We start from the raw sequence: 23,138 nt of genomic DNA on the forward strand, positions 1-23,138 counted from the left end.
AGACGCCGCCGAGCCTGGCTCGGCGGCGTCTTTCGTACTCCGGACCAGGCAGACTGGCCGTCGTGAACCCGCTGCAAACCAAGCTGGCCACCATCGGTCTGGAAGCCCTGGCCCCCTACGGCTTCGTCCTCGCCGGCGGCTACGCCCTCCAGGCCCACGGCTACGGCACCCGCGAATCCGACGACATCGATCTCTTCACCAACATCCTCGATCCGGACAACTTCACCCGCGCCGTCGACCAGCTCGTCAGCGCTTATGAGGCGAACGGCCTCTCTGCCGAAGTCGCCAGGCGCGCACCCGTGTTCGCCCGGCTTGTCGTCGATTCGGCCGCGAAGGTCGACCTCGGGGTGGATCACCGGCAGCGCCCACCGGTGCTGACCGAGGTTGGTGCGGTCCTGTCGGAGGAGGACTCGATCGGCAGCAAGGTCGGCGCGGTGTACTCCCGGCTCGAACCGCGCGACTTCATCGACGTCCAGTCCGTGCTCGACAGCGGACGCCACGACCTGGCCACTTTGCTAGCGCTCGCCGATCAGCGGGAAGCGCTCCCGCTCGACCGTCAGATGTTCGCCGCCCAACTCCGGGCCGGCGCCCGGCTCCCGGACAGCGGATTCACCCGGTACGGCGCTACTCCCGAGCAGATCGCGCGCATCCGGCGTACGGCGACCGGGTGGGCCCTGGAACTCGACCCGACGTCCGGTGGGCCTGCTCTCTGAGACGATGGTCAGATGAGCGACAAGAACGAGGCCCAGCCCGGCGATACGTACGCCTCGATGATCCCGTACATCGTTCCCGAGTCGCTGGACCGTCTCCAGGGGCCGACGAGCGGTGTCGTGGACCTGCCGAGCCGCCTCGACTGGGGCCCGCACCGGACGTACGACCTGGCCAGTGTCGACGACGCGATCGCGCTGTACAGCAAGGTGATCAGCGAAGCCTCGACCCAGGACGACCTGACCGAGTTCCTCAACCGCGACGTGCTGTTCGCCGTCTGGCAGCGACTCCGGCTCCCCCGCCGATGCGCCGAGTTGTGGAACCAGGCCTTCCCGCAGCTCACCTCGGCCGGCCCGGCCAACGGAACCCGGGGATGAAGCCGGAACACGAACGCGCGACGCGGATCGCGTTGTCCTCACTCCGGGACAAGGGATTCGCGTTAGCCGGGGGCAACGCCCTGTCCAAGCACGGCATCGGCAGCCGCGAGTCCGACGACATCGACCTGTTCACGAACGACCTGAACCAGAACGTCGGCGAGTCGGTCGAGGGCCTGAAGACGGCGTTCGAGGAACAGGGGTACACCGCGGAGGTCACCCGCCAGTACCCGGCGCACGCGCGCATCGAGGTCGCGAGAGGCGACGAGAAGACCCACATCGACCTCGGTCAGGACTACCGCAGCAAGCCCGCGGTCGAGACCGACGTCGGCCCGGTGATCTCGGTCGAGGACGCGGTCGGCTCGAAGGCGGCCTCGATCTACACCCGCGGCGAGGCCAAGGACTTCGTGGACGTCAACGCCGCCATGGAGGCCGGCTACTCCACCGATCACCTGCTCCAGCTGGCCGACGCCCGCGAGGCGTCCCCGATGGACCGGCCGATGTTCGCGCAGCTTCTCGACGACGCCCAGCGGATCCCGGACGCGGAGTACGCCAAGTACGGTCTGGATCCTGAGCAGACGGCCGGGCTGAAGGAGCGGATGGGCGCCTGGGCAAACCAGATCCGGACCCGCGAGGCCAACCCGGACATCGACAAGTCGGTCGGTCTGCTGAACAGCGGCCAGGCGATGCCCGGGCAGAGCCAGGCCGCCGGCTCGAGCAGCTCGGCCGGGCACCGGCCGTCCCTGAGCCAGGAACGCAGCAAGGGCGAGCGGGGTAGCTAGTCCTCGGTCGGAAGTGGATGGCGGCGTCTGGGGAGCGGGCGGCGTGGGGGGTCCGGGGGTGGGTCGTTGCCGGCCAGGTGGTTGACGATGGCGTTGAGGACGGCGGCGGTCGGGACCGCTATCAGGGCGCCGACGATGCCGGCGACCACGACCCCGGTGGCGATCGAGAGAATGACGGCCAGCGGGTGGACGCTGACCGCCCGGCCGAGGAGGAACGGTTGCAGGACGTGGGCCTCCAGCTGCTGTACGCCGATCACGACCGCGAGCATGACGATCGCGACGATGGGGCCCTTGGCAACCAACGCGACGAGTACGGCGACCACGCCGCTGACCAGTGCGCCGACGACCGGGACGAACGCGCCGACGAACACCAGGATGCCGATCGCGCTCACCAGCGGCAGCCCGAGGATGGCGGCGCCCAGTGAGATGCCGATCGCGTCCACGGCCGCCACGACGATCGTCGCGCGGACGAACGCGGTCAGCGAGACCCAGGCCCGCCGCCCCGAGGAGTCCGCCTTGTCGCGGGCCCGGCGCGGGAACAGCCGGACGAGCCAGGCCCAGATCTGTTCGCCCTGGTAGAGGAAGAAGAACAAGCAGAACAGCGAGATGAACAGTCCCGCGACGACATGCGTGGCCGTCGTACCGACTGCTGCTGCCTGCTGGCCGATCGCGCCGCCGGAGGTGATCTGTTCGCGCAGGGTCTTGATCGCGTTGGTGACGTCCTGGTCGGTGAGGCCGAAGTTGATCCGGCCCAGCTCGCGCAGCTTCTGCACACCTTCGCCGACCTGGGTCGACAGGCTGTCGAACTGACCGGCGATCTGCGTGCCGACCAGCGTCAGGAGGCCGGCTACCAGCACGACCGTGGCGATCACGGTGATCCCGGCCGCGGCGCCGCGCGGGAGGCGGAGCTTCTGCAGGCCGTTCGTGATGGGCACGAGCAGCGCGGTCAGCAGTACGCCGACAGTGATCGGTACGAAGACCTCGGACAGGTACCGGATGCCGTACCCGATCACGAGGACCGCCGCCACGACCGCGAGGAACCGCCAGGCCCAGGTGCTGGCGATGTACATCCCGCGCGTCACCCCGGCGTCGTCGACCGGCGCCACGTCGTCGGCTAGCTTCTGCCCTTCCGACTCGCTGGACTCCTCAACGACCTCGTTGTCCGCCACCGGACTCTGATCGTCGGAGACCTCCGCGTCGTCCCGCCCCGCCTCGCTCATCACACCTCCGCAGCTCGGTTGTTGCTGAGACTAGGACACATGCCCTAGTGCCCGCGCGCACCGGTTCCATGAATGTGGGCGGCCAGCCCTTCCGCCGCCTTCGGCTCGTCGTCCGCGAGCAGACCGACGGCCGCGAGCACGTAATCCGCGTCCACGCACACCTCCGCCCGCTGCGGGACGAGCCAGCCCTCCTCCTGCGCGTTCGTCCCGATCGAGCCCAGGATCCGCGCCGCGACCTCCGGCGGATTGTGTCGCAGCACTCCCCCGGAGCCGACCAGCAGATCCACCTCGCGCAGGTCCTTTCCGGAGCGCTCGATCACCCGTCCGCCAGGCCCGAACACGATCCGCTGCCGCCCCGCATGCCGCCTGAGCGCGACCGTCGCGGCGACGCTCGCCAGCGTCTCGTCGTACGACGCTTCCTGCTGGTCTTGTGGCAGAAACGAAGGATCGTCATGCCGGCGTTCGGCAGCAGCTCGTACTGCGTCCGCATCCGCGATCAAGCCGGCCTCGATGCCTGCCGCGACCACCGGCACGGCGCTCCAGCGCATGCCGAGATCACCCTCGACCGTACGGGTGACCGGATGGGTGGCGACCACCTCGCGGCCGAGGTTGGCGTCCTCGGGGTCGAGCTCGATCACCGAATGCACGTCGGTGGTGGCGCCGCCGATATCCACGACCGCCACGTCGCCGTGCAGGCCGGCGAGCACCTCGACGCCCCGCAGTACGACGTCCGGCGTCGCGGCCCGGATCATGCTCGCGAACGACGGATCGCGGGACAGGTTCTTCCCGCCGATCACATGGGCGAGGAACATCTCCCGAATCGCGGCCCGCGCACTGTCCGGCACGAACACGCCGATCTCCGGCACGACGTTGTCCGCGAGCACGTGCGGTACGGCGGCCGCCGTCAGCATGGCGGCGATCTCGGCCTGCGCCTCGATGTTGCCCGCGACAACGACCGGTTTCCGCCATTTGTACTTCGCCAGCGTCTCGGCCGCCTTCAGCAGGACTGCCGAGTTGCCGCCGTCCGTCCCGCCGAGCAGGAGCACGACGTCCGGCCGATCCTTGCGCAGCTCCTTCTGACCGGTTGCCGTCAGCCCACCGTTGACGACGGCAACCACCCGGCCGCCGCTGGACAGCGCGACCCGCTTCCCCGCCTCCGCGGTGACGAGCTCTTCGTTGCCCACGACACCGATCCGCAGCCCGCCGCCCGCACTCGAACAGGCCAGCACCTCGGCCTTCTTCACCCCACGATCGACCTCCTCGAGCGCGACCCGGCAGGCATTCCAGCCGTCCATCACGTCGCTGTCGATCGTCGTACGGTGCTCGGCCCGGGCCACCAACTCGCCCGAGCCGATGTCCACGGCAACCGCTTTCGTGAACGTCGACCCGAAGTCGACGGCCACTACCAGGCTCATGCCATCGAGCGGTCGAGGTCGAGGAGCAGGTCGTCGATCGTCTCGATGCCGACGCTCAGCCGGATCAGGTCGGCCGGGACCTCGAGCGGCGTACCGGCGACCGAGGCGTGGGTCATCTTGCCCGGGTGCTCGATCAGCGACTCGACACCGCCGAGGGACTCGCCGAGCGTGAAGACCTCGGCCTTGTTGCAGATGTCCAGCGCGTGCTTCTCGCCGCCGGTGACGCGGAAGCTCACGATCCCGCCGTACCGCTTCATCTGCTTGGCGGCGGTCTCGTGGCCCGGGTGGCCGTCGATACCCGGGTACAGCACCTGGCTGACGGACTTGTGCCGCTGCAGGAACTCGACGACCTTCTCGGCGTTGTCGCTGTGCCGGTCCATCCGGACGCCGAGTGTCTTGATGCCGCGCAGCACCAGCCACGAGTCGAACGGACCGGCGACCGCGCCGATCGCGTTCTGGTGGAAGGCGATCTTCTCGGCCAGCTCCGCATCGCGGACGACGAGCGCCCCGCCGACGACATCCGAGTGCCCGCCCATGTACTTCGTGGTCGAGTGGACGACCACGTCGGCGCCGAGCTCCAGCGGCTGCTGCAGGTACGGCGAGGCGAACGTGTTGTCGACCACCAGCAGGGCACCGGCGTCGTGCGCGATCTGCGCGACGATCGCGATGTCCGCGACGTTCAGCAACGGGTTCGTGGGGGTCTCGAGCCAGACGACCTTGGTCTTCCCGGGCTGGATCGCGGCCCGGATCGCCTCCGGGTGGGTGACCGCGGCCGGCGTCATCTCGACGCCCCAGTTGCCGAGCACCTTGGAGAACAGCCGGAACGTGCCGCCGTACGCGTCGTCGGGGAACACCACGTGGTCACCCGGCACGCACAAGGAGCGGATCAGGGTGTCCTCGGCCGCCAGCCCGCTGGCGAACGCGAACCCGCGGCTGCCCGCCTCGATCGCGGCCAGGCACTCCTCGAGCGCCGTCCGGGTCGGGTTCGCTGAGCGGGAGTACTCGTAGCCGTTGCGCAGCCCGCCGACGCCGTCCTGCTTGTAGGTGCTGGTGGCATAGATCGGCGGGACCACCGAGCCGGTGGTCGGATCAGGCTCGTTCCCGGCGTGGATGGCGAGCGTCTCGAAGCCGTAGTGGTGTTCCGTGTTCACCGGACCAGCGTACGGCCTGGTCTGATCGACCCGTGCACGCCGTCCACAGCCAGGGCGATCGGACGGATCCAGGTTGTCCACAGGCGCGTCGTACCAGGTGGCGAATGACCCACTGCGCCGCCTACGGTTGCGGTCAGTGGTTGCCGCCGGGGACCGAGAGGAAGGACGACGGGGCCGGATGAAGACGCAGGACAGGCCGCTCGACCAGGACGACCTGGCGATGGCGGACCTCGCCGAGATCCTGGACTGGGGCGTGATCGCCGGTCCGGACGGCGACGATGCCGGTCCGGAGGTGGTGCGCGCCCTGGTGAACCGGGTGATGGGCCGGACGACCTGGCAGCCGTGGCCGCTGGAGGCCGGCGAGGTCATCGGCGACGAGATGGTCTCCTGGGGATTCACCACCCGGCGCGGGACGACGATGATCGTGTTCGACGGGCTCGCGTTCCCGGACTGCCCGGACAGCGGCTGGTCGGCGTACGACATCGGTCCTGATGACATCGCCGCGGCCGAGGCCGGTCTGGACGCGCACTGGCCGGACCACCTCACACTCGCGACCAAGCACTGGGGACAGCCCGACTACATCGGTGATGAGACCAGCGTCACGTTCGTCGACGAGTGGGAGCCAGGCGCCGGCACCGGCCGTCGGCACCTCGCCGTCTGGCTGCGCCCGGGCGCCCAGATCCACCTGTACAGCAACAAGCCCAGCAAGGACCCGCTGACGACGTCTGTCGGGGTCAACTACGCCGTTTACATCGACTAGGAGACCCGGAATGAGCGAGCCCTCCTCGGAACCCCGCCAGGGGCGGATCTCCCGCTGGCGTGCCCGGTCACGCGGCACGAAGACGATGAAGGCCGGGTACGCACTGGCCGCGCGCGACGTGAAGAACTGGGACAAGGACGTGCTGGCGCGCATCGGCAGCTCCCGGATGACGCCGGCACACCTGGCCCGGCTCGCGCAGGTGGGCGTCAACGCGCAGATCCGCCCGGAGCAGCACGCTGCGACGTCGCAGTCGATGAGCCAGCGCGCGACCAACCGGATGCAGTGGAGCCAGCGCCAGCAGAGCCCGACCAGGAATCCGTTCCGTCAGGCGGCGCGACGGATCTCCCGCTGGCAGGACGTGCGGCACGGCACCAAGATGGTCAAGGCCGGGATGGTGCTGGCGGCCAAGGAGGCGAAGAACGCCGACCCCAACGTCAGGCTGGCGATGGGGAACGACCCGACCATCACCAAGTCGCAGATCTCCAACATGGTCCAGGGCCAGATGGAGTCGGCTTTCAAACCCGAGTTGTATGCGCCACGGCAGGAACCGCAGCAGGGTGCCGGTCAGCAGCAGGTTCAGGGCCAGGGGCAACAAGTTGAGGGGCAGCAACCGGTCCAGGGGCAGCAGGTGCCGCAGCAGGTGCCGGGGGGTCAGCGGGTGATGCAGCAGCTGACGGCTGCGGCCGGCGGGCAGGCGGCCGGAGAGACCGAGCAGGCGCTGGTCCAGGCCTTGGCCGAGTTCCAGCGGCTGCAGGGCGAGATCAAGCAGCTGATCGAGACCCGGATGGCCCAGATCCAGCAGGAGAACGCCAACCTGAGCGCACTGCTGAACCAGGTGAGCCAGCCGGGCCAGCAGGTGGGCCAGCAGCCGCAGCTCGACCCGAACCTTCACAACGTCGGCCAGCACCCCGTCGTCCGGACCGAGGAAACCGCCCAGCAGCAGCCCGAAGGCCCCCAGCAGACCGAGGGCGAAGAAGTTGCCGAGGGCCCGCAAGGTGGCGACGGCGAGCAGACCGCCGAGGGCCAGCCGGTTGTCGTTGAGAACGCGGTGGAAGGCGGTAGTCAGCAGGTCGTGGTCCAGAGCGGCCAGGACGGTCAGCAGGTCGAGGCCACCGGTGAGCAGGTGCCCAGGGCCGAAGGCTGGACCAGAGTCGCCGAGGAACCGGAGAACCACGCCGAGCAGCCCGTCGAGGGTGCAGCTCAGGGGCAGACGGAGGCGAGCGGCGGAAATCTGGCTGCGAAGGCAGAAGCCTCCAGAGCCGCGCAGGCCGCGGGCGACGTCGCTCCTCCGCGGCCGTCGTCTCCCCAGCAAGCCGCCGAGACCGCCCAGTCCGGAAGGCAGGACCAGACACAACGCACCGGTCAGCTCGCAACCAAGTCCTCAAAGGACACCGGCCGAGGCAACTGACCACCAGCACGACACCACGAACGCCGCCGCTCACCCCGGCGGCGTTCGCCGTACTCCGCCCTAGAAGTCGACTAACTCCAGCCGCGCCTCGACCGGCGCACCTTCGGCCAGCCTCTCGGCAACCCGCACCGGCTTCTTCTTCCGCCGTCCTTCCGTCAGATCCGCGATGTCATCGCTGATCTCCTCAGGGTTTCAGGCGGACGGTGAAGATTGGTAGGAGGAAGTGGACGAGGGGGCCGATCGCGAGGGCGTAGACGACGGTGCCGACGCCGATTGAGCCGCCGAGGAGGATGCCGGTGGCGAGGACGGTGAGTTCGATCGACGTACGGACGAGGCGGACACTCAGGCCGGTACGACGTACCAGGCCCGTCATCAGCCCGTCGCGCGGGCCGGGGCCGAACTGCGCGCCGATGTAGAGCGCGCCGGCGAGCGCGTTGACGACGACGCCGGCCAGCATGAAGACGATCCGGAGCCAGAGCGCGTCCGGGCGGTCGACCGTCGCGAGGGTCAGGTCGGTGACCAGGCCGATCACGATGGCGTTGCTGATCGTGCCGAGGCCGGGCCACTGCCGCAGCGGGATCCACGCCAGCAGTACGACGAAGCTGACCGCGATCACCACGGTGCCGAAGCTGAACGGGAAGTGCTTCGTGATGCCCGAGTGGAACACGTCCCACGGGTCCAGGCCGAGGTTGCCCTGGATCATCAGGCCCATCGAGGCGCCGTACAGGGCCAACCCGACGTACAGCTGGACGAGGCGTCGCGGCAGGTGGCCTGCTTTCAGCTGCTGGATCGGATTGATAGGCGCGAGCTGGCGCGGCGGCGCGTCCGAGGTGGCGGTCACGTTCTCCAGTGTCAGCTGTAAGTGGCCTGGTATTCGATAGCCAATTACGCCATAGTGGACTGCATGAAGGGGCAATATCTCCCGGCCAGCACCCTCGTCGGCCTGCTCGGCGCCTGGGCCGACGGCACCGGCCCGGCGTACTGGCTGCTGGCCGAGCGGCTCCGGCTGCTGATCGCGGACGGCCGGATCACGCCCGGTTCGCGGCTGCCGAGCGAGCGCGAGCTGACCGACAGCCTCGGCGTCAGCCGTACGACGGTCGCATCGGCGTACCGGGAGTTGCGCGACCGTGGGTACGTGATCAGCCGCCGCGGATCGGGCAGCGTCACCGCGCTGCCGGGCCGGGTCCAGCCCTCGCTCAGCCGGCACCACGCGCCGACGTTCGAGACCGACGGGCACTACGACTTCACCGCGGCGGCCCCCGCCGCCATTCCCGGGATCAGCGCCGCGGTCGCGTCGGCCATGGACGAACTCCCGGCGCAGCTCGCCACCCCCGGCTATCACCCGCAGGGCCTGCCGGAGCTACGCGCAGAGGTCGCAGCCGTGTACGCCGAACGCGGCCTGCCGACCTCGCCGGACCAGATCATCATCACCGCCGGCGCGCTGGCCGCAACGTCGATCGCGATCCGGGCGATGACGCAGATCGGCGACCGGGTGCTGACCGAAAGCCCGACCCACCCGAACTCGGTGGACGCGATCCGGCACAGCGGCTGCCGGATCGTCGCCACCCCGATGAGCCCGGACGGCTGGGACCTACCGTTGCTGGAGGCAACCATCAGGCAGACCGCGCCGCGGGCCGCGTGGCTGGTGGTGGATTTCCAGAACCCGACCGGGTGGCTGATGCCGGCGGCGGATCGCAAGCAGCTGGCGACCGCGTTCGCACGGAGCCGTACGACGGTGATCGTCGACGAGACGCTGTACGGGTTGTCCCTCGACGGGCAGGAGATGCCGCCGCCGTTCGCGTCGTACCACCCGGAAGGTGTGATCACGGTCGGGTCGGCGAGCAAGCTGTTCTGGGGCGGTCTGCGGATCGGCTGGATGCGGGTGCCGGAGGCGCTGGTCGCCCAGGTGCTCGACGCCCGCGCGTCGCTTGATCTCGGGGCGCCGGTGGTGGAGCAGCTGGTGGTCGCGCAGTTGCTGCGGCAGCGTGCCTCGCTACTACCGGATCGCCGGCTGACGATCGCCCGGCAGCGGGACGCCCTGGCCGAGGCCGTGTCCGAGGAGCTGCCGTCGTGGCGGTTCCGGCTGCCGGGCGGCGGGCTGTCGTTGTGGTGTGAGCTGCCGGAGGCGGTCGGCTCGAGCCTGGTCGGGCTGGCCGAGCGGAACGGCGTACTGCTGGTCGCCGGCGCGCGGTTCTCGCCGGACGGCGGGCTGGAGTCGTTCATCCGGTTGCCGTACACGCTGCCCGCGGATGCGCTCCGTGACGGAGTACGTCGGCTTGCGGCGTCGTACGCGTCGCTCACCAGCGGTATGCCCCGGGCCCGACGGTCCGCCGCGATGATCGCGTGACGTCATCGCGCCGTAAGGGGTGCGGGGAAGGTCCGCCTTACATTCGGCGTTGAGAGACTATGAGAGTCACTCTGCGAGAGGCGTGAGAATGTCGTTCTTCACCCGCAAAACCGCCATGGTCGAGCCCCAGGCCGCTCTGCCGGGCCGTCCCACCCCTGGCTTCGCCGTACCGGACGAGAACATCGTCCTGCACACGCCGCAGACCGCCGCCGCGCCCGAGGGGTTCGAGGAGGTCTGGTTCGGCACCGGATGCTTCTGGGGTACCGAGGAGATCTTCTGGCAGCAGCCCGGCGTGTACACCACGGCCGTCGGCTACGCGGGCGGTTACACCCCGAACCCGACGTACGAAGAGGTCTGCACCGGCCGCACCGGCCAGACCGAGGCCGTCCGGGTCGTCTACGACCCGACCAAGACCACCTTCGCCGACCTGTTGAAGGTCTTCTGGGAGACCCACGACCCGACACAGGGCATGCGCCAGGGCAACGACCTCGGTTCGCAGTACCGCTCGGCGATCTACTACACCACCGACGCCCAGCGCGCCGAGGCCGAGCGCACCCGCGACCTCTACGCCCCGGTCATCAAGCCCCTCGGCTACGGCGACATCACCACCGAAATCGCCCCCGCCACCACGTTCTACTACGCCGAGGCCTACCACCAGCAGTACCTGCACAAGAACCCCAACGGCTACCGGTGCCACAGCAACACCGGTGCGAAGTTCCCGGCTGGCGCCTGAGCTAGCGCGATGTCCCTGGACTCTCTGAGTTCAGGGGCATTTTGGCGTTCTGGCGCGCAACCACCAGGACGACGGCTCCGGGGAGGGTGGCGACCAGGGCGAGCATGCCGTAGACGACGGCGACGGTGACGCCGGCTGCCGCGGTCAGGCCGATGGAGCTGAAGGCCCAGGCGGCGGCGCCTTCGCGGGGGCCCCAGCCGGCGATGTTTGTCGGGAGTGCCGAGGCGGTCAGGACGACCAGGGCCAGGGGTAGCAGCCGCGTCGGCGACACGTGAGCGCCGGTTGCTTGTACTGCGATCAGGAAGACAGTGGCGTGGCCGAGTACGGCGATGGTGGAGGCGAGCAGGATGCGTGGCCAGGCACGTGGCGCGAGGACCGCGTTGCGGAGGTCGCTGGTGAAGGCGCGTCCGATCCGCGAGGAGAGCCGACGTCCCTTCAAATAAAGGAGTACGGCGACGACCACGACCCCAACGGCGACCGCAGGAACAAAGGCGGGCGACAGTAGAGACAGCACGGCAGCTGTCAGCATGAGCTGCACGGCAAATCCCGACGTACGCTCCCACGCGACGGCTCGCAGGCTGCGGCCTACGTCGCCGACCTCGCGACCATGGCGTACGCCGCGGTGTACGTCGCCGACAACCCCGCCGGGCAGCGTGGCGTTGAGGAACTGGGATCGGTAGTACGCCGCCACCGCGGTCCGCAGCGGCAGCTCGACGCCGAGCCCGCGGGCGATGAGCCGCCACCGCCAGGCACAGCACAACGTGGTCACCGCGGTGATCGCGAGCGCGGCGGCGAGCGGCCAACCGGTCGTCAGCCGGAGCCCGTCCAGCAACGGGCCCGTGCCTACCCGCCAGACGAGAACGGCGAGGATCGCCGCGCCGCCCGCCAGGCGAGCCCAGGTCCAGATGCTTCGGCTGATGGCAGGCTCCGATCTCGCAGTACGGCCTCGTACCTGTAGCACGGCTCGCACCTGCTGCTGGTTCATCCGCCGACTTCCGACAGCACGTCCGACAGCTCGCGTGAGGTCTGTGACCAGTCGGACAGCGTCAGGCGCCGCGCCCTGGCCGCCACCCGCAGCCGGTCGCGCTCAAGCGGATCCCCCAGCCACCGACGCAGCGCCTGCGCGAGAGCCTGTGGGTCGTCAGGCGCGACCAGCAGGCCCGGTCGACAGCCGTCACCCGTATAGCCAAGGGCCTCCGGCACGCCGCCGACCTCCGTCGCCACAACCGGCAGCCCGCGCGCGAGCGCCTCGGTGACGACCATGCCGTAGGTCTCGGCCTGGGACGCGAGCACCAATACATCCGCGGCTGCGTAGGCCCGCTCGAGTTCAACGCCCGTGAGCGGGCCGGTGAAGCACACCCGGTCGGCCAGCCCTAGTTCCTTGGCCTGCCGCCGCAGCCCGTCGGCGAACTCCGCCTCGAGGTCCAGTGCGCCGACGAAGTCACACCGCCAGGCCGGACCAACCACCATGGCCAGCGCATCGAGCAGGACGTCGGGCCTCTTGGTCCGGGTGATCGCCCCGACGCAGAGCAACCGCCCGCCGGACGGCGAACCGGCTGCCAGGTCGGCCACGTCAGCGCCCGGCCGAACGACGTACACGCGATCCTTCGGCAGCGCGTAGTGGTCGAGCACCCACTGCCGGGTCCAGTCGCTCGTGGCCACGATCGCGGATGCCGCCGACAGCGCGGCGAACTCGCGCGCCTCGTCCCGCGGCATGTGCAGGAGTACGACGAGCCGCAGCCGGTCGGCCGCCGGCTCCAGTACCTCGGGGACCACGGACGCGATCAGGCCATCGACCAACACCAGTCCGCCCTCAGGGACCCGGGCCAGCGCCGCGCCCACGGCCGAGCGGGCCGCTGCGTCAGGCTGGGTCCATTGGCCGGCCACGGCATGCTCGTGGACCGACCAGCCGAGTGCCCTGAGCCCGTCAGAGACGCGCCGGTCGTAGACGTTGCCACCGCTCGGCCGCCGCGGGTCGTCGATACCCTCCGGGACCAGAAAGTGCACGTCGGTCTCCTTCTCCTGGTCGGCTGAACCGGTGCGAGGCTGTTCTCGTATGACTGTCGTACCCGTAGCTACGGAGGCACTGTGCGTCTGGTTCAGGGTCGAGTGCGCCGCCACATCCGGACCGGCCCGCTCGTCGGCTTCGCCGGTGTGCTCGTGCTCCTCGGCGTACTCGCAGCCGTCACCGGCCTCGACGTCGCCGGCTGGGTGACCGGTGTCGTCTGCGGAGCCGGCCTTGCCACGCTGCTCACCCGCGCCATGGCGCATCAGCGTCGTGACAGGCTCGGCCCCGCGGACAGGGTGACACTGACTCGCGCGGTCCTCGCCTGCGGGGTCGCGGCACTCACGGCGGACTCGTTCGGCGGCGAGTCGCCGGTGGCGGTCCTCGTGACGCTCGCGACGGTCGGGCTGTTCCTCGACGGCGTGGACGGGAAGGTCGCTCGGCGTACCGGCACCGTGTCGGCGTTCGGCGCGCGCTTCGACATGGAGGTCGACGCCTTCCTGATCATGGTCCTGAGCGTGTACGTCGGCCGTACGGCGGGCTGGTGGGTGCTTGTCATCGGTGCGGCCCGCTATCTGTTCGTGGCGGCCAGTTGGGCGTTGCCGTGGCTGCAAGCGTCGCTCCCGCCGCGCTACTGGGCCAAGGTGGTCGCCGCGATCCAGGGCATCACCCTGACACTCGTGGCGACCGGCGTACTGCCCAAGGCCGTGGCCACCGTGGTGTTGCTGATCGCGCTGGCGCTGCTGTGCGAGTCGTTCGGCCGCCAGATCTGGAAGCTGTGGCGCAAGGCCGGAAGTCCGCCCGGTACTCGCGCGGCCGTGGCGTCGACGCTGGCGGTGCTGCTGCTGTGGGCTGCGCTTCTCCTACCTGACCACACCGCCAGCCTGTCGCCGGCCGCGTTCCTCCGGATCCCGCTCGAGGGCCTGGTGTTCGTCGTACTCGTCTGCCTACTGCCGTCGAGGCTCGGGCGGATCCTCGCGGTGATCGGCGGTGTTCTCGTCGGGGTGCTGCTGGTGCTGCGGCTGCTCGACAGGGGCTTCTACTTCGCCTTCGACCGCGGGTTCCATCCCGTGTACGACGCGGCGTACGTCGGATCCGCGTTCGGCCTGCTCGGCGACTCGATCGGCCGCGTCGGCGCCGTAGCAGTCTTCATCGGGGTCGGACTCCTCTGCCTGGCCCTGCTCGCCCTGCTGCCGCTGTCGGCCGTGCGGGTGACCCGGCTCGTGGCGAGACACCGGCGGCCGACGCTGCGGATCGTCGCCGTACTCGCGGTGATCTCGCTCGTGCCCGCGCTGACCGGCGTCGGGCCGCAGCCCGTACGACGGATCCCCTCGGCCTCCGCGGCTCGGCTCGCCACGCAGGTCGGTGAGGACGTCCGGGACCAGCGGGAGTTCGAACGGGCGCTCAAGGAGGATCCGTTCCGCGCCACCCCGGGCAACGAGTTGCTGACCGGCCTGAAAGGGAAGGACGTGCTCCTGGTCTTCGTCGAGAGCTACGGACGTACGGCGCTCGACTCGCCTGTCGTCGGGTCCGCGCTCGAGGCCGGGGACCGGCGGCTGCAGCGGGCCGGTTTCTCCTCGCGCAGCGGCTTCCTCACCTCGCCGACGTTCGGCGGCATCAGCTGGCTGGCGCACTCCACGCTGCAGTCCGGGCTGTGGGTGAACAACCAGCAGCGGTACGACCACCTCGTCACGCTGGACCGGGTCACCCTTGCCGACGCGTTCGGTCGCGCCGGCTGGCGGACGGTCGCCGACGTACCGTCCAACGACAAGGACTGGTCGGTGGCGAAGACGTACTACCACTACGACACGGTCTACGACCGCCGGAACGTCGGGTACGCCGGGCCGCCGTTCAGCTACGCGTCGATGCCTGACCAGTACACGCTGGCCGCGTTCCAGCGGCTGGAGCTGGACAAGCCGAACCGCGCGCCCGTCATGGCCGAGCTCGACCTGGTCTCCAGCCACACGCCCTGGGCACCGCTCCCCCGGATGGTCGACTGGAGCCAGGTGGGCGACGGCTCGGTCTTCAACCCGATGCCGGCCGAGGGCGACTCGCCAGAAGACGTATGGCGGCAGCCGAACCAGGTCAAGGCCGCATACGACCAGTCGATCGCCTACTCGCTAGACGCGCTGAGCTCGTTCGTCCAGCAGGTCCACGACCCCAACCTGGTCCTTGTCGTCCTCGGCGACCACCAACCGGCCAGCATCGTCTCAGGCAACGGCGCAAGCCACGACGTACCCATCAGCATCATCGCCGCCGACCCAACCGTCACAAACCGAGCAGCAACCTGGGGCTGGCAAACCGGTCTCCGGCCGACCGCCACCGCCCCGGTCTGGCCGATGGACACCTTCCGAGACCGCTTCCTCACCACCTACGGTGGGTAGCCCGTTACTTGCCCGGGTCGAGTTGTTGCGCCAGGTATTGCTGGAGGCCGATGCGTTCGATGGCGTCGAGTTGGCTTTCGAACCAGTCGACGTGTTTTTCCTCGTCGCGGACCATTTCCTCGAAGACGGCCGCGGAGCCGTGGTCGCCGACGTCGTGGCATTCCTTGGCGGCGGCGTTGAACTGAGCGACCGCGGCGAGCTCGCCGTCGAGGCCGAGGCGGAGCATCTCCTGGGCGTCCTCGCCGACGGAGATGGCGCCCAGCTTCTGCAGGTTCGGGTGGCCGTCGAACAGCAGGATCCGGCTGATCAGCGCGTCGGCGTCCTTCATCTCGTCGATGGACAGGTCGTAGAACGCCTTGCCCAGCCGGCCGAATCCCCAGTTGTCGAGCATCCTGGCTTCCAGGAAGTACCCGTTGATGACCGTCAACTCGAGCGTGAGCGCTTCGTTGAGCAGTACGACGACGCGTGGGCTAACCGGCTGCACCTGCCACCTCCGTGATTGAGGCTGCCGAGACCGACCTCCCATGCTGGCACAACAACCGCTTCACCGAGAAGACACAACCGCCACAGTTTCGTCCCGCTCCGGTCGCACCGCACACCTGCGCGACCGTCCGCGCGCCGTTGTCGATACTCCGACGGACGTCGCGGTCGGTAACGACCTCACAGTGGCAGACGATCACACAGGTGAGGCTACCCTCACTTACCAGTCCTAGTCATGGTCGTGTCCGTCACACGGTCAGAAGCAGGGGGCTCGGCGGGTGGTGCCCTCTACAGCTGTCGGGTGTTCTTCTCGCGGTGTTTGCCTACGTAGGGCTTTGCGGGTGGGGATTTGTGGATGGATCGGTTGGGGGTCGCGAGGCCGGTGGTGATCGCGCGGGCTATGTCGAGATCTACGGGAGCGGCCGGCGTGGTGGTGGGGAGTGACGGGCTGGGGACGATGGGGGCGGTGAAGCGGGGTTCTACGACGGTTTCCAGGGCTACGGTTCGGCGGAAGCTGTCGGCGAGGATGCCGAGGGTGGCTGCATCCGCGGTGCCGGTCAGATGAGGGTCGTGGGAGGCACGGCGTAGTACCTGGGACGCGGCCAGGAGGTTGCTCAGTTGTTGCGTGTGTTCTCGGCGGGGGCGCCAACGGTGGGACTGGCAGCGGGTGGCGGCTGTTTCCAGTTCGGCGGCGACGTCGAGCATCGTGTGGGCGAGACTGCGGAGCGAAGGATCGTTGGCCTTCCAAACGTTCAGTGCGACGTCGCGCAGTTTGTCGCGGGTCTTGTCCAGGTACGCCGCGAGCTTGCGCAGCCGTCGCCGGTCGCGGACCCAGCGGCGTACCAGGACCGCGACCTCCCACACCGCGCAGCCGGCGGCACCGATCAAGGCGCCCTCGGCAACGAAACCACCGATCACCGCACCATCTTGGCTGCCCGGACGCGCCCGATCCACCTTTCTCGCAAGGCGCTAACGGACGCGGTAGAGGGAACCACCGCCGGAGATGGCGATGCTGGTGGCCTTGCCGCCGACGTTGAGGTTGACGATGAAGGTCGTGCCGGACTGGCGGACGCTGTAGGTGACCGTGCCGGTGGAGCGGACCGGGACGACGAAGGACAGGATCGACGCGGTCGTGCCGGAGCGGGCCAGCATCAGGGTCGGGGCGGACTTGCGGGCGTAGCTGGTCGGGTACACCCAGCCCTGGATCGGGTTGGTCTGCGCCTGCTTGAGCAGGATCGCGCCGGCCGGAAGGGCCTGCTTGTACGGGATCTGGAACAGGATCGTCTTCGTCGTGTCGCCGGGCGCGGCAGCGATCGCGGTGGTGCGTGAGTACACGCTCGCCCTCTGATCCGACGGCAGATGCCACAACGTCTGGAACGCCTGCGCGGTCCTCGCCGACGCACGGTCCCACGTGACAAGCATATCGGGGTCCTTCAGCACCAGGACCGAGCGGACGCGACTGATCCCACTCCCCGGCGCATCGCTCAACACATAGGACTCGGCGTTCGTCTTCACCGATGACGCGGTCAGCCGGGTCGTCGGATTGAGGTACGTCGAAAGCGGCGTCGTCATGTCACTGTGCGCACCAGGACTCACGACCCACGTGCGATAAGCGCCGGCGTTGTACGCCGCATACCCGCCGTCGACGATGATGTCCCGCCCGCGCGCCGTGTACGTGATGCTCGTGTGGTCGAAGTGCCCGTGGAACGCCCGCGGCGGTCCGAACCTGATGCTGTACGACGACTCGCCCGTGAACCCACGTGCTGCGTCGGTCCCCCACCCGGTCCGCCCGAACACGTACCCGGCCGAGTAGATCCCGACCCGCCACGGCGGCGCCACCCCGTCGGCGCCGAACGAGCCGGCGTACTCCAACGGCGTACCCACCCACGGGTACGTCGACTGCACCTCGGTGTCGCCGAGTTGATGCAGCTTGCCGAGCGAATTCGTTGCCAAGGTCAAGAACTTCGCCAGCAACCCACGCCGCGTCGAGATCGTCGTACCGGGATCGACGCCGCAGTTCTGCATCACGGCGATCGCGCGGCCCCAGAGCGAGTAGTTGAACGACGCGTACCCGGTCGACTGTTCGTTGGTCGCACCCTGGGAATCGATCGAGGTCGTGATCCCGGCCGCAAACCGTTGCTGGGCAAGGTTTCTGTAGTCGGCGCGGCCGAGCGTGCAGCCCACGCCGAACAGCGCGATACTCTCGTCGGTCCCGTGGTTCCACGCGCCGCTCCAGTAGTTCGTCAGGAACCGCGCGTGACTCAGCAACGCCGTGTCCAGCCAGGCGTACCGGGTCGGCAGCGTGGTCACCTGCAGCCCGGACAGGATCGCCTGCCGCAGACAGAGGAGCACGTTCGTCCGGTGCATGGTGGACTCCCACGCACCGACATTGCCCTTCCACGAGTACGGGTTGTCGCGGTACCAGTCGTACGCGATCGTGTTGACCCGCGTCAGCGCAGTGAGGTCACCCTGGCCGGCCGCGACGATGCCCTGCCCGAGCCAGCGCAGCGAGTGGAACCACATGTACCAACTGGCGTTCTTGTACGGGTTCGACGCCCAGTTGATGTTGCCGCCGCCGTTACCGACCTTGTACGCCGCGTACGGTCCCCACTGGAACTTGTCGGCGTACAGGTTCGCCACCGGGTTCGTCCGCTCGATCCCGCTGAACCCCGGGCACGCGTAGTACGGCGCGGCGAGCGACTGGATCTTGTTCTGCCCGATATCCGTGGCCGGCGCGGCAGTCGCCGGTACGACGTTACTTGCCCCAGGCACGAATTGCGCCTCGAGCGGATCGTCCGGTCCGGGGACGATCTGGATCCCCGGCGTACGTGTCTCCCCTGTTGCCGTTCCGGCACCCAGCGCCAGAACGGCGATCCCCACGGCCATTGCGGCCAGCCCCTTGAATCGCATGATGTTGCACCTCTCCCCTTACCTGCCTTGATGCGACCGCGGTCCGGAATGTTTCGAATCCGCAGTCGGATCGGCGGGTCGCCGTTCGTTGGGAAGGTGGAGAGTGGCCGTGGGGGTCGCTCACAAAGGAGGAGAAATGGCCGAGTACCTCATCGCGTTCAACGCGGAATGGACGCCGGACGCCACGTTCGAGCAGATGCAGGTGAAGTCGAGGAACGTCCGCGCGCTGGTGGACGAGATGAAGGCCGCCGGGGTGCTGATCTTCACCGGCGGCCTGGACGACGACGCACCCGTGTTCAGCGTCGACGCATCCAGCGGTACGCCGCTGTTCACCGACGGCCCGTACGTCGAGTCGAAGGAACACCTCGGCGGATTCGCGGTCGTGGACGTCGCCGACGAGCAGGCGGCGCGGCTGTGGGCGGGCAAGATCGCGGTCGCCTGTGACTGGCCGCAGGAGGTGCGGCGCTTCCAGGTCCCGGGCAGGTACTCAGGCGACCGCGCGAGCTGAGCCGGGATTCAGCCCATCGACTTCTGGCCGTCGATCGTTTCGCGGATGATGTCGGCGTGGCCGGCGTGCTGGGCGGTCTCGGCGGTGATGTGGAGGAAGACGCGGCGGACGGACCAGAAGACGCCCGGCGGCTGCCACGGCGCGGCCGGCAGCTCGTACGACGTGTCGAGGTCGAGCGTGCGGACCAGGTCGTCGGTGGCGGCGGCGATCTTCTCGTACTCCGCGAGTACGTCGGCCAGCGTCTCGCCCTCGACCAGCCGGAACTGGTTCTCCCACGCCGCGATCACCTCGGGCGTGAACTCCGTCGGCGTCGCCTCCCCCTTGCCCTGGGCGAACTCGGCCCAGTGCTGCTCGACCGACGCCACGTGCTTGATCAGCCCGCCGATCGTCAGCTCGCTGACCGTACTGCGGGTGCTCGCCTGCTCGTCGGTGAGTCCCTGCGCGGTGTGGCGCAGGAAGTACCGGTGCTTGGCCAGGAAGTCGAGGATGTCGTGCCGCTCACCGCTCTGGTTCGTCGTCATACTCCGAGCCTAGAAGCAGAAGCGGACAGGTACTGACCTCTATCCGACGAAGAGGTCAGTACCTGCACAGGGATCAGGACCAGCTCTGGAACTTCCGGTTCGGGCTGGAGTTCGGGTAGCACGCGAGCGTCCGCAGGCCCTTGCCGCTGTCGTCGAGGCAGCGCTTGGTGGCCTGGTTCTGCAGCCGGATCGTGCCGTCGGAGTACGTCACCTTGTACCAGCTCTGGAACTTCGAGTTCGGGTTCGAGCCGGCCCAGCACGAGATGGTCCGCAGACCCTTCGAGCTGTCGTCGAGGCACTCACCGGTCCCGATGCTGCGGAGCTGACGCGTCGTGTCGGCCCAGACGTGGATCTGCCACTTCTGCGTGATCTTGCCGTTGCACCCGAGGGTCCGCAGGCCGTTGCCGCTGTCGTCGAGACAGCGGTTGGTCGCCTTGTTCTTCAGCGTCTGCACCGGGTCGGCCGCGACGGCCATCCGGTTGCCGGTGAGCAGCTCCCGGTCGACCGGCTTGGCAGCGGCCGAACCGGCCGAGGCCCCGATCAGAGCGGCACCGACGGCCAGTCCGAGAACTGCGCTGCGAAGGGTGTTCATACTTCCTCCCGAGTTCGTGTGTCGATTTCGGGATCCACCGTCGCAACCAGCTCTGGCGTCACGATGGCGCGCCGATGGCGCGACTCAGCCGAGCTTGGCCCGGATCACCGCCGCGTTGGGGTGATCGAGCTCCTCGAACAGTCCGGCGGCGCGAATCCAGTAGTCGCGGGCGGTCGCGTGTTCGCCGATCGTTTCGTGGATGTCGCCGGTCGACGCGTAGCTCTCGGCGAGCTGGTGGCGGCGGCCGAGAAGTTCCTCCAGTTCGATCACGCGCCGGTAGCAGCGGAGTGCGTCGTCGTGCCTGCCGAGCCGCGCATAGGCGAAGCCGAGGCTGTCCAGGGTGTCGGACTCGCCGTCGAGCTCACCGATCTCGCGCAACTCGGCGAGCGCCTGCTCGCAACAGACGATGGCGCGCTCGTAGTCCCCCAGCGCGGCATGGTCCCAGCCCTCGTTGTTCAGCGCCATCGCATGCCCGGACCGGTGACCGACCTGGAGATACCGCCCCTGCGCTTCCCTCGACGCGACGACCGCGTCGGCCTTGTGACCCTGGGCTGACAGCACCCGGCCGATACCGATGTACGCGTGCGCCTCGCCGGTCAGGTCGCCGAGTGACCGCGACAGGTCGAGCGCCTGCTGTTCTTCGGCGAGTGCCGCGTCCAGCCGACGCAGCTTGAGGTTGATGCGGGCCAGGTTCCGGTGCGCCCGGGCCTCCTCGGTCACGATGCCGAGTCGGGTCACCGCGGCCAGTGCACGCTCGTGCAGGGCGATCAACTCGTTCCAGTCGCCGCGATAGTCCAGGAAGTCGTACATGAGCCACGCCAGCCGCCAGACCTGCTCGTCGAAACCGGCGAGGTAGGTCAGCCCGACCAGCGTGCGTTGTCTGGCGGCGAACCAGTCCATAGCTGCGGCACGTGTCGCCGGTGGGTCCACGACGACAGTCGGGTCAGGATCCTGCAGGCTCACCGCGTCGCGGGTCGGGCTCACTATCCGCGCGGCGGCGTAGCCGGTGCGTACGAGCAGGTCGAGCAACCGTCCGAGCGCAGCCTGAGCCTCACCGGGCTCGGCGAGCTCGATCGCGTAGCTACGCAGCAGATCGTGCATCGCGTACCACCCTGGAGCGGTCTCGGTGAGCTGGTGCGAGCGGCACAGCTCGTCCAGCAGCGGCTGCACCTCGGCAGCAGTTACGCCGGCCAGCGCCGCGGCTTCGGCGACATCCAGGTCCGGACCGGGATGTACGCCGAGCAACCGGAACAACCGCACTCCGGGCGGACTCAACGACCGGTACGACCAGGAGAACACCGCTCTGGCATCGGTCGCCGGATCGCCCGCCGACAACGCGTCCAGGACGTTGCGGCGGAGCTCGGTCGCGAGGCTCGCCAAGGGCCAGCTCGGGTGCAGGTCGGCGAGCGCCGCGACAACGGCGAGCGCCAGAGGCAGGCCCGCGCAGCCGGCCACCAGCTCGTCGGAAGCGGTCCGCTCCCGGGCGAATCGTTCCGGCCCGATCCTTGCCTCAAGCAACAGTCGGGCCGCGTCCGCGCCGAACGGCTCCAGCGTCACCGCGGCCGCCTGCTCGGTGACCATCAGACCGGCCAGGCGGTCCCGGCTGGTGACCACGGTCAGGCAGCCCGGGCCGCCGGCCAGCAACGGCCGGACGTGCTCGGCGGACCGGACGTTGTCGAGAACCAGGAGTACGCGGCGGTCCTCGAGCAAGCTGCGGAGCGCGGCCGTGCCGGCTTCGAGGTCCGCGGGCACCCGGTCCGGCGGAGTCCCGAGGGCGGTCAGGAACCGGGCCAGCGTCGTACCGGGGTTTGCCGTTCGGCCGGACGGATCGAAGCCCTGCAGGTCGGCGTACAGCTGGCCGTCGGGGAATTGGTCGGCGACCTGTCGGGCCCAGTGGACGCCCAGCGTCGTCTTGCCGATTCCCGCCGGTCCGGTGACCACGCACAGGCCGGCGGCCGGTCGGGTCCGGAACCGGTCCAGGTACTCGTCCAGCCGTTTGAGGGCACCGCCACGCCCGACGAATCCCGGCAGACCCGCCGGAAGCTGGTGCGGTACCGGCGCCTGCCGGGTCGGCGCCGGCTCAGGCTCGCCCGCAGCGAGGATGCGGGCCTGCAGCTCCTCGGCAGCGGCCGAGGGCTGTACGCCGAGTTGCTCGTCCAGCACCCGCCATAGCCGCTGATAGGTGTCGAGTGCCTCGGCCCGGCGACCGGCGCGAGACAAAGCCGTCATCAGCAGTTGCCACGGCAGCTCACGGAGTGGATGCCGTGCGACGAGAGCCTGGAGCTCGGGTACGACAACGCTGTGCCGCCCCAGCTCGAGGTCAGCTTGCAGACACGTCTCGAGTACTTCGAGCCGACCCTCCTCGAGCTCACCCGCCCGCTCCCGGACCGCAGGCAGATCGACGTCCGCGAGGAAGTCCCCGGACCACAGAGCCAACGCCTCCCGGAACCGCCCGACTGCCTCCTCCAACCGCTCCGAGTCCAGCGCGGTCCGGCCGGCCGCGACCAGCCGTTCGTACTCGGACAGGTCGGACTCCCCGGCCGGTACCTCCAGCACATACCCGTCCGGCCGGCTCTCGATCCGCAACGCCGAGCCCTCGAACCGGCGCCGGAGCCGGTACACGCACGACTGCAGTGTCGTGCGTGCGCTCGGCGGCGGCGTACCGCCCCAGAGCTGGTCGACCAGCCAGTCCCGCGGCGCCAGCGCACCGGGACGCACGGCGAGTAGTGCCAGTACGCCGCGTTGGCGTGCCGCGTCGAGACCTCTTCGCTCGCCGTCGACCCACACCTCGAGTGCGCCGAGCACCCTCAGCTGCATGCCGGTCAGAGTAACTCCCGACG

General features: G+C 69.2%; 22 protein-coding genes. 9 read left to right on the forward strand and 13 right to left on the reverse strand.

The window, feature by feature from the left end; genetic code table 11:
* Positions 1-62 precede the first annotated feature (62 nt).
* From FDA38_RS34985 to FDA38_RS34995, 3 genes are read left to right on the forward strand one after another with little or no spacing between them, the layout of a single operon-like run.
* The gene (locus tag FDA38_RS34985) at positions 63-713 is read left to right on the forward strand and encodes a nucleotidyl transferase AbiEii/AbiGii toxin family protein (protein WP_170989972.1); all 651 of its coding nucleotides are present in this window, start codon (positions 63-65) and stop codon (positions 711-713) included.
* A 12-nt stretch (positions 714-725) separates the two neighbouring features.
* Entirely contained in the window at positions 726-1,085 is a 360-nt protein-coding gene (locus tag FDA38_RS34990) for a hypothetical protein (protein WP_137258447.1), read from the forward strand.
* On the forward strand, positions 1,082-1,864 hold the full coding sequence (locus FDA38_RS34995) for a nucleotidyl transferase AbiEii/AbiGii toxin family protein (RefSeq protein ID WP_170989973.1): 783 nt from the start codon (positions 1,082-1,084) through the stop codon (positions 1,862-1,864). Before FDA38_RS34990 ends, FDA38_RS34995 begins: the two co-directional genes overlap by 4 nt.
* Here the strand turns inward: FDA38_RS34995 and FDA38_RS35000 are convergent.
* The 3 genes from FDA38_RS35000 to FDA38_RS35010 are packed head-to-tail and all read right to left on the reverse strand — an operon-like array spanning position 1,861 to position 5,650.
* Positions 1,861-3,084 carry an AI-2E family transporter gene (locus FDA38_RS35000; RefSeq protein WP_137258449.1) on the reverse strand — a complete coding sequence of 408 codons (1,224 nt, stop codon included), beginning with the start codon at positions 3,082-3,084 and terminating at the stop codon, positions 1,861-1,863. The two genes, FDA38_RS34995 and FDA38_RS35000, sit on opposite strands and share 4 nt — an antisense overlap.
* A gap of 44 nt (positions 3,085-3,128) precedes the next feature.
* Complete coding sequence (locus FDA38_RS35005; protein ID WP_137258450.1) at positions 3,129-4,499, reverse strand: glutamate mutase L; 1,371 nt, start codon at positions 4,497-4,499, stop codon at positions 3,129-3,131.
* Positions 4,496-5,650 carry a cystathionine gamma-synthase gene (locus FDA38_RS35010; protein ID WP_137258451.1) on the reverse strand — a complete coding sequence of 385 codons (1,155 nt, stop codon included), beginning with the start codon at positions 5,648-5,650 and terminating at the stop codon, positions 4,496-4,498. Before FDA38_RS35010 ends, FDA38_RS35005 begins: the two co-directional genes overlap by 4 nt.
* 178 nt (positions 5,651-5,828) lie before the next feature.
* Here FDA38_RS35010 and FDA38_RS35015 point away from each other — a divergent pair, with 178 nt between their 5' ends.
* Both FDA38_RS35015 and FDA38_RS35020 read left to right on the forward strand, forming a co-directional pair.
* Entirely contained in the window at positions 5,829-6,410 is a 582-nt protein-coding gene (locus FDA38_RS35015) for a hypothetical protein (protein ID WP_137258452.1), read from the forward strand.
* 10 nt (positions 6,411-6,420) lie between these two features.
* Complete coding sequence (locus FDA38_RS35020; protein WP_137258453.1) at positions 6,421-7,818, forward strand: collagen-like domain-containing protein; 1,398 nt, start codon at positions 6,421-6,423, stop codon at positions 7,816-7,818.
* A gap of 184 nt (positions 7,819-8,002) precedes the next feature.
* On the opposite strand, the gene yczE is transcribed toward FDA38_RS35020, so the two are convergent.
* Complete coding sequence (gene yczE, locus FDA38_RS35025; protein WP_137258454.1) at positions 8,003-8,659, reverse strand: membrane protein YczE; 657 nt, start codon at positions 8,657-8,659, stop codon at positions 8,003-8,005.
* A 63-nt stretch (positions 8,660-8,722) separates the two neighbouring features.
* Here yczE and yczR point away from each other — a divergent pair, with 63 nt between their 5' ends.
* Entirely contained in the window at positions 8,723-10,165 is a 1,443-nt protein-coding gene (gene yczR, locus FDA38_RS35030; protein ID WP_137258455.1) for a MocR-like transcription factor YczR, read from the forward strand.
* 88 nt (positions 10,166-10,253) lie between these two features.
* The gene (gene msrA, locus FDA38_RS35035) at positions 10,254-10,898 is read left to right on the forward strand and encodes a peptide-methionine (S)-S-oxide reductase MsrA (protein WP_137258456.1); all 645 of its coding nucleotides are present in this window, start codon (positions 10,254-10,256) and stop codon (positions 10,896-10,898) included.
* 1 nt (position 10,899) lies between these two features.
* Here msrA and FDA38_RS35040 read toward each other — a convergent pair whose 3' ends face one another.
* A complete protein-coding gene (locus FDA38_RS35040; RefSeq protein ID WP_137258457.1) occupies positions 10,900-11,883 on the reverse strand; it encodes a lysylphosphatidylglycerol synthase transmembrane domain-containing protein in 984 nt (327 codons plus the stop codon).
* Positions 11,880-12,905: a glycosyltransferase family 4 protein gene (locus FDA38_RS35045; RefSeq protein ID WP_137258458.1), complete on the reverse strand. Its 1,026-nt coding sequence runs from the start codon at positions 12,903-12,905 to the stop codon at positions 11,880-11,882. The genes FDA38_RS35040 and FDA38_RS35045 overlap by 4 nt, the downstream gene beginning before the upstream one ends.
* 81 nt (positions 12,906-12,986) lie before the next feature.
* Here FDA38_RS35045 and FDA38_RS35050 point away from each other — a divergent pair, with 81 nt between their 5' ends.
* Entirely contained in the window at positions 12,987-15,287 is a 2,301-nt protein-coding gene (locus tag FDA38_RS35050) for a CDP-alcohol phosphatidyltransferase family protein (protein ID WP_137258459.1), read from the forward strand.
* 4 nt (positions 15,288-15,291) lie between these two features.
* Here the strand turns inward: FDA38_RS35050 and bfr are convergent, their stop codons facing one another.
* The 4 genes from bfr to FDA38_RS35070 all read right to left on the reverse strand — a co-directional run bounded on the left by bfr (position 15,292) and on the right by FDA38_RS35070 (position 18,677).
* Complete coding sequence (gene bfr, locus FDA38_RS35055; RefSeq protein ID WP_137258460.1) at positions 15,292-15,771, reverse strand: bacterioferritin; 480 nt, start codon at positions 15,769-15,771, stop codon at positions 15,292-15,294.
* Positions 15,758-15,967 (reverse strand): (2Fe-2S)-binding protein, encoded by a 210-nt coding sequence (locus tag FDA38_RS35060; RefSeq protein ID WP_137258461.1) that lies wholly within the window; start codon positions 15,965-15,967, stop codon positions 15,758-15,760. Before FDA38_RS35060 ends, bfr begins: the two co-directional genes overlap by 14 nt.
* Positions 15,968-16,055: 88 nt before the next feature.
* Positions 16,056-16,685, reverse strand: a complete 630-nt coding sequence (locus FDA38_RS35065; protein WP_137258462.1) for a hypothetical protein — start codon at positions 16,683-16,685, stop codon at positions 16,056-16,058.
* A 51-nt stretch (positions 16,686-16,736) separates the two neighbouring features.
* Entirely contained in the window at positions 16,737-18,677 is a 1,941-nt protein-coding gene (locus FDA38_RS35070; RefSeq protein WP_233715110.1) for a heparinase II/III domain-containing protein, read from the reverse strand.
* Between the two features lie 136 nt (positions 18,678-18,813).
* Here FDA38_RS35070 and FDA38_RS35075 point away from each other — a divergent pair, with 136 nt between their 5' ends.
* A complete protein-coding gene (locus FDA38_RS35075; protein WP_137258463.1) occupies positions 18,814-19,185 on the forward strand; it encodes a YciI family protein in 372 nt (123 codons plus the stop codon).
* Between the two features lie 8 nt (positions 19,186-19,193).
* Here FDA38_RS35075 and FDA38_RS35080 read toward each other — a convergent pair whose 3' ends face one another.
* The 3 genes from FDA38_RS35080 to FDA38_RS35090 form a co-directional block, all read right to left on the reverse strand.
* Positions 19,194-19,706 (reverse strand): DinB family protein, encoded by a 513-nt coding sequence (locus FDA38_RS35080; RefSeq protein WP_137258464.1) that lies wholly within the window; start codon positions 19,704-19,706, stop codon positions 19,194-19,196.
* Between the two features lie 73 nt (positions 19,707-19,779).
* Complete coding sequence (locus FDA38_RS35085) at positions 19,780-20,298, reverse strand: RICIN domain-containing protein (protein WP_137258465.1); 519 nt, start codon at positions 20,296-20,298, stop codon at positions 19,780-19,782.
* Positions 20,299-20,382: 84 nt separating this feature from the next.
* Positions 20,383-23,115, reverse strand: coding sequence for an AfsR/SARP family transcriptional regulator (locus tag FDA38_RS35090; protein ID WP_137258466.1), 2,733 nt, complete (start codon positions 23,113-23,115; stop codon positions 20,383-20,385).
* Between the last annotated feature and the right edge of the window lie 23 nt (positions 23,116-23,138).

The organism is Kribbella jiaozuonensis (genome assembly GCF_005233875.1).
Taxonomy (GTDB): Bacteria; Actinomycetota; Actinomycetes; order Propionibacteriales; family Kribbellaceae; genus Kribbella; species Kribbella jiaozuonensis.

Coding starts and splice junctions, on each gene's coding strand:
- FDA38_RS35070 (WP_233715110.1), bottom strand. CDS start 18,677: ATGCGATTCAAGGGGCTGGCCGCAATGGCCGTGGGGATCGCCGTTCTG.
- FDA38_RS35090 (WP_137258466.1), bottom strand. CDS start 23,115: ATGCAGCTGAGGGTGCTCGGCGCACTCGAGGTGTGGGTCGACGGCGAG.
- FDA38_RS35080 (WP_137258464.1), bottom strand. CDS start 19,706: ATGACGACGAACCAGAGCGGTGAGCGGCACGACATCCTCGACTTCCTG.
- FDA38_RS34990 (WP_137258447.1), top strand. CDS start 726: ATGAGCGACAAGAACGAGGCCCAGCCCGGCGATACGTACGCCTCGATG.
- FDA38_RS34995 (WP_170989973.1), top strand. CDS start 1,082: ATGAAGCCGGAACACGAACGCGCGACGCGGATCGCGTTGTCCTCACTC.
- FDA38_RS35005 (WP_137258450.1), bottom strand. CDS start 4,499: ATGAGCCTGGTAGTGGCCGTCGACTTCGGGTCGACGTTCACGAAAGCG.
- FDA38_RS35085 (WP_137258465.1), bottom strand. CDS start 20,298: ATGAACACCCTTCGCAGCGCAGTTCTCGGACTGGCCGTCGGTGCCGCT.
- FDA38_RS35040 (WP_137258457.1), bottom strand. CDS start 11,883: ATGAACCAGCAGCAGGTGCGAGCCGTGCTACAGGTACGAGGCCGTACT.
- msrA (WP_137258456.1), top strand. CDS start 10,254: ATGTCGTTCTTCACCCGCAAAACCGCCATGGTCGAGCCCCAGGCCGCT.
- yczR (WP_137258455.1), top strand. CDS start 8,723: ATGAAGGGGCAATATCTCCCGGCCAGCACCCTCGTCGGCCTGCTCGGC.
- FDA38_RS35020 (WP_137258453.1), top strand. CDS start 6,421: ATGAGCGAGCCCTCCTCGGAACCCCGCCAGGGGCGGATCTCCCGCTGG.
- FDA38_RS35075 (WP_137258463.1), top strand. CDS start 18,814: ATGGCCGAGTACCTCATCGCGTTCAACGCGGAATGGACGCCGGACGCC.
- FDA38_RS35015 (WP_137258452.1), top strand. CDS start 5,829: ATGAAGACGCAGGACAGGCCGCTCGACCAGGACGACCTGGCGATGGCG.
- FDA38_RS35000 (WP_137258449.1), bottom strand. CDS start 3,084: ATGAGCGAGGCGGGGCGGGACGACGCGGAGGTCTCCGACGATCAGAGT.